6 protein-coding genes are annotated in these 4,464 nt (G+C 58.0%); 3 read left to right on the top strand and 3 right to left on the bottom strand.

Going from position 1 to position 4,464, the window contains the following annotated elements:
- Positions 1-470, top strand: a 470-nt coding sequence (locus tag Q0349_RS10085) for a hypothetical protein (RefSeq protein ID WP_298080779.1), incomplete at its 5' end; no start/stop codon positions are given.
- Between the two features lie 55 nt (positions 471-525).
- Here the strand turns inward: Q0349_RS10085 and Q0349_RS10080 are convergent.
- Positions 526-1,533, bottom strand: a complete 1,008-nt coding sequence (locus tag Q0349_RS10080; protein WP_298080778.1) for a lipoate--protein ligase — start codon at positions 1,531-1,533, stop codon at positions 526-528.
- Positions 1,534-1,619: 86 nt separating this feature from the next.
- Here Q0349_RS10080 and Q0349_RS10075 point away from each other — a divergent pair, with 86 nt between their 5' ends.
- Positions 1,620-1,976 carry a DUF6463 family protein gene (locus tag Q0349_RS10075; protein ID WP_298080777.1) on the top strand — a complete coding sequence of 119 codons (357 nt, stop codon included), beginning with the start codon at positions 1,620-1,622 and terminating at the stop codon, positions 1,974-1,976.
- Positions 1,977-2,109: 133 nt separating this feature from the next.
- Here Q0349_RS10075 and Q0349_RS10070 read toward each other — a convergent pair whose 3' ends face one another.
- Positions 2,110-2,259 (bottom strand): MerR family transcriptional regulator, encoded by a 150-nt coding sequence (locus tag Q0349_RS10070; protein ID WP_298080776.1) that lies wholly within the window; start codon positions 2,257-2,259, stop codon positions 2,110-2,112.
- Positions 2,256-3,185: a glutathione synthase gene (gene gshB, locus Q0349_RS10065; RefSeq protein ID WP_298080774.1), complete on the bottom strand. Its 930-nt coding sequence runs from the start codon at positions 3,183-3,185 to the stop codon at positions 2,256-2,258. The genes Q0349_RS10070 and gshB overlap by 4 nt, the downstream gene beginning before the upstream one ends.
- A 179-nt stretch (positions 3,186-3,364) precedes the next feature.
- Here gshB and Q0349_RS10060 point away from each other — a divergent pair.
- The coding region (locus tag Q0349_RS10060; protein ID WP_298080772.1) for a glutamate--cysteine ligase at positions 3,365-4,464 on the top strand (1,100 nt) is incomplete at its 3' end.

Here is a 4,464-nt window from a genome sequence, read left to right as displayed (position 1 = left end):
ATTTTCATGCTGATCGCAGTCGCATTCTCGCTCGCGCCGATGACAAAATCCTGACCATTTATCCCTATGACAACAAGCCTGTTTCCCTTTACTGGACGGAAATTCGCAGCGTCAATTACCATCCAGCCTCCCGCTATCAGCCGGAAACATTGGTTATCACTGACCGCAACGGCGGTAAGCAAGAAATTACCATTGATAATTTTGGCGCCGACATTGGCAAGTCCATTGGCACCTATGCCCATGCCTTTCTGCATAACGAACCGCTACCGCCACCCTTAACCGTTACCCGCCCTGCCCTGCTCGCCTATATGGTACTCATCATTAACCTGCTCATTGCCGCAATTGCAATTTGGCTGACACTAACCGATAGCACATCATTTCCAAACCATCATGAAGAAACCCTTTTTTTCATCGGCCTTTTACTTAATTTTGCCGTCCTGTTTGGGCAAAAACGGCAGGTGGTACGGTAATAGATAGATACCGTGACAAAAAACCGAGCATCGCGCCCGGTTTTTTTATGTCTTCTCAACCTACCAGCAAATCCACCAGCGCGCTGCTTTCTATTCCACCAAAATAATAGCGGCTATCTATCTGACTGAAAGCCAGTTCGACCGCCTCGCGGCGGTAAGGAATACCAGTCAGCAATTTTTCCACGTCGGCAATCTCGCCCATGCCGAAGAAATCGCCGTAGATTTTCAGCGACTGAATCACGCCGTGCTCCACGCTAAAGCGGAAATCGACCGCACCTTGCGGGAATTTGTAATAGCGCTCGCTGGTGAAAGCGGGCGATTTGCCATAATTCCAGTCCCAGTTGGCGAATCGTTCGGCGCGGATGTGCGCGACTTTTTCCCAGTCCGCATCGGTCAAATGGTATTCCGGCACTTGCGCGCGGTCTTTGACGCCAAAGATATGCAGCAACAGCGCATCACGAAACTCGCGCGTAGTCATATCCTTGTATCCCGGTGCGACAAAGGGTTTGATATTGGTGACGCGGCTGCGCACTGATTTGATACCTTTCGATTCAATTTTGTCTGCACGCGGTTTCAGTGCCTGGGTAACGGCATCCAGATCGGCATCAAAGAGAATGGTGCCGTGGGCAGTCATGCGGCCATTTTTGACATACATCGCATTGCCGGAAAATTTCTTGCCGTCTATCAGCAAATCATTGCGTCCTTCGAGTTTAGCACCGGCAACGCCCATTTGATGCAAGGCTTCAATAACCGGTTTGGTGAAAACGGAGAAATCGCGCGACAGGCTGTTTTCATCCTGGATAAAGCAAAAGGAAAAATTGCCCAAATCATGATAGACCGCACCACCGCCAGACATTCGCCGCACGACGTGAATCCCGTTTGCTTCGACATAGGCCTGGTTCACTTCTTCCACGGTATTTTGATTGCGGCCAATAATAATTGACGGCTCGTTGATGTAAAACAGCAATAGCGGCTCATCGCTCAGGCGGTTTTCCACCAGATAGGTTTCCAGCGCGATATTGGTACGCGGGTCGGTAATTTCCCGGTTATCGACAAATTGCATAATTGGCTCCAAAAAGGGTTTGAATTTCTCATGATGTATTGGCGGAAATTCTATACCATAAGGCATCATCATTTCCGGAGTTCCCCATGCTGAAATGGCTCTCGCTTGCCCTCATTGCCACCGGCGTGCTGCACAATACCCTCGCCGTGCTGTCCATGCGCGAGGCGCTGCACCGCATCCGCGCGCAGGGCGTGTTTAACAGCGTACACAGCAGCGATCCGCAGACCTTCGCCTTTCTCTGGTTTGTCGTCGCCGGTTTCGCGCTGATGCTGATTGGCCTGACCTTCTGGCAACTGGCCGATGCCGGGCGCCTCGGCTGGCTGCCCATCCTCGCGCTGTTTGCCCTCGCCGCCTTCATCGCCCTGCTCTTGCCAAAACCCGGCCCGCTATTGCTGCTCGCGCTGGCGACCGCGTTTGTCGTAGCCAAAGGCAGATTGGTATAGCAATACTCACAAAGTTCTATACAAGGCGCGACGCCGAAGGCAGTACGCCTTTGTACGGCGAGGCGGCGCAACACCGTACAGGGCTTTGCGAGGATTGCTATAAATCAAGAAAAAGCGGGGCGAACCCCCGCTTTCACCGCTCCTGCCCGCTGCAACACGGGCAACCCGGCACATGGTCGCTTTCGCCTTCGGCGGCTTCCGCCTGGCGCGCGTAGCGCCACAAGAGCGCCTCGCCTTGCAGTTTTTCGCCGGTAACAGCGGGCTTTTTCGCGACAGGCTTCATGCCAAGTCCTCCCAAAAACGGCGGGCAATGTGCTGCCCGGTTGCCTTCTCAATCTCGCGCATACAGGTCGGGCTGGTCACATTCAGCTCGGTCAGATAACCGCCAATCACATCCAGCCCGACCAGATACAGCTTCTGCTCGGCAATCAGCGGTTTGACCTGCTCGACAATCCACCATTCGCGCTCGGTCAGCGGCTGCACCACGCCCCGGCCACCGGCGGCGAGATTGGCGCGGAACTCGCCCTCGGCGGGCAGGCGCGCCAGACCGTGATCGACCGCCTCGCCGTTGATGACGAGAATGCGCTTGTCGCCCTCGCTCACCTTGTCCAGATAGCGCTGCACCATCAGCGTTTGCAGGCCGTCCGGGTTCATTGCGTCGAGAATCGCGTTGGTGTTCTTGTCGCCCTGGGTCAGCTTGAAGACGCCGCTGCCGCCCATGCCGTCCAGCGGTTTCGCCACCGCCTCGCCGAACTCGCGCAGAAAGGCGAGAATCTCGCCGCGCGATTTCGTCACCAGCGTCTCCGGCGTGCATTGCGGCAGGCGGGTAATGGCGAACTTCTCGTTCATGTTGCGCAGCGCCTGCGGCGGATTGACCACCCGCACCCCCTGCGCCTCCAGCAAATCGAGCATATAAGAATCATAGACATAGCGCAGGTTAAACGGCGGATCCTTGCGTTGCAGCACCACATCGAAATCACCGAGGTCAATCACCTCCTCATTCAGCACGCGGAAATAATCCTCATCCTGATCATGGAGTTGCACCGTGCGCACATACGCCTGCACCGCGCCGTCGCGCACCTGCCAGTCGCGCTGGCCGAAAACCATCACCCGGTGGCCGAGCGCCTGCGCGGCAAGCATCAGCGCAAACGTCGTGTCCTTGTAAGGCTTGATTGACTCCAGCTCATCCATCAACACTGCAACATTCATCACAAAACTCCCATAACTGAAGAAAACCGCATCATAAGCTATCCCGCCTCCCATTTGAATTCCATACGGCCCGGCCAATTCCGCCGAAGAAAGGGCTTTCTTCGGCGGGCCGTCGTATGGAATCCAAACGGGGCCCGCTATATCATGCCGCCTCATTACCATTTCCACGGAGACCGGCCATGCAAGACCTCACCCTCGCCCACGGCAACCTCGGCATCGAACGCGAAACCCTGCGCACCAACCCCGACGCCACCCTCGCCACTACGCCGCATCCCGCCGCGCTCGGCAGCGCCTACACCCACCCGAACATCACCACCGACTACGCCGAATCCCTGCTCGAACTCGTCACCGACCCGCACCCGACACCGGACGCCGCCTACGCCCAACTGCTCACCCTGCACCGCTACTGCGCGCAAAACATCGGCGCGGAAAGCCTCTGGCCGGGCAGTATGCCCTGCATCCTCCCGGAAAACAGCGACGACATCGCCATCGGCTACTACGGCACCAGCAACGGCGGCAAAATGCGGCGGCTTTACCGCGAAGGCCTCGGCCACCGCTACGGCAAAACCATGCAAATGATCGCCGGCATCCACTTCAACTACTCGCCGCCCGCCGCCCTGTGGACGCAACTGGCCGCGCGCGACGGCGAGACCGCCGACCAGGACTACATCAACCGCCGCTACATGGGCGCGCTGCGCGCCATCAACCGCCACGCCTGGCTGATTAACTACCTCTACGGCGCCTCGCCCGCCGTCCACGACAGCTTCATCCCGGCGCGCGCCGTACTTGACCCCCTCGCGCCGCACACCCTGGGCTGGACGGGCGCGACCAGCCTGCGCATGAGCGACCTCGGCTACCAGAACAAAACCCCGTTCACCGTCAGCTTCAACGACCTTGCCACCTACACCCGCGACCTCGCCAGCGCCGTCAGCACCCCGGCGCCGCGCTTTGAACACCTGGGACTCTACAACCCCGACGGCAGCCGCAAACAAATCAGCACCCACATCCTGCAAATCGCCAACGAATACTACACCGCCGCCCGCCCCAAACAACCCATCAAAAACAACGAATTGCCGACGCTGGCGCTCGCGCGGCGCGGCATCGCCTACCTCGAACTGCGCCTCCTGGACTGCAACCCCGAAGACCCCTGCGGCGTCAGCCTCGACCAACTGCGCCTCCTGGAAACCTTCATGCTCTGGGTCATCTTGAACCCCGAACCACCACAAAACCACAGCGCCCGCGACGAAAACGCGCACAACCGCCTGCGCACCGCCTGCTG

The organism is uncultured Cardiobacterium sp. (assembly GCF_938028185.1).
Classification (GTDB): Bacteria; Pseudomonadota; Gammaproteobacteria; order Cardiobacteriales; family Cardiobacteriaceae; genus Cardiobacterium.
The sequence above is the reverse complement of the archived record's forward strand: the minus strand, read 5'-3'. Positions and strand labels throughout refer to the sequence as shown.